General features: G+C 60.8%; 1 protein-coding gene. It reads left to right on the plus strand.

The features are described 5' to 3' along the window. Positions 1-142: 142 nt before the first annotated feature. A partial coding sequence (locus ASJ79_RS32790; RefSeq protein WP_156448624.1) for a hypothetical protein occupies positions 143-974 on the plus strand: 832 nt, incomplete at its 3' end.

Here is a 974-nt window from a genome sequence, read left to right on the forward strand (position 1 = left end):
CCAACCAGACCATCACCAGCCTGCTGGCCTGGTCACGATGGCGACGACAACACCAATACCGAGCCCGGCAATCGCACTACCGACGACGCGAACAACAATGAACTCGATCTACGGCTGCAGTACTAGGAAAGGGTGAAATACCATGACCACGCAGAAGATCACCACACAAGCCGAACTAGACGAGTTCCGCGCCGGAGTCCGTGAGAGGGAAGCGAGCGCGGCGAAACGGCGCGACAAACCGCAACTAACGCCCGAAGACATCCGCGCGCGTGTTGCCAACCCGCCACAGATTGCACCAGTGACCGGCAACCCGATCTCGCCGTCAGTGAAGGCCGAAGCGACACAGGCGTTTATCGAAATGCTCGCGGCAAATGCGTATGACACTCCGAAGACGCTGGCGACCGAGGAAGGCGTTCGCGCAGTCGAGAACACGTGGCGCACCACAGAGACAGCGGTAGAGAGCCACTATGCGAAGTGGCCGGAGCACCGTTGGTTCGACATGTTGCAGCCAGCCGACGACCTGTTGCGCAAGCCCGCCGATGACGCCGCGAACGCTTTCAGGTTCGCGACCGCACCCTGTGTTCCGGCCATCGTCGCCACGTGCAAGGTGACTGAGCCGTGGGTGATGCATTCGCCTTCCGACCTCGACAACGCTTTCGCGGCCATCGCGGGAGAAAGCCACTGCGATTTGCAGATCAGCGGGCCGACCGTCATCGACGGGAAGCGATTCCAAAGCTGCGTGGCGTGGTTCGAGCACGCGACCACGTGCAAACCCAAACACGGCGAGCACCCCGACGACCCATCGGTACAGATGCGCATAGACGATCACGCGCGATGGGCACGTGAATTTGGCCTGCTCCGCGTTTTTCAGACTGCGGATTTCGCGGGAATTAAGCCGCGAGCTGTGAATTCATATATTCGGTGCGGACTTCATGCGGTGTGCGGTAGCCGAGCGCGGAGTGAAGTCTGCGTCG

Origin of the sequence: Mycobacterium sp. NAZ190054, from assembly GCF_001545925.1 — a bacterium.
GTDB lineage: Bacteria > Actinomycetota > Actinomycetes > Mycobacteriales > Mycobacteriaceae > Mycobacterium.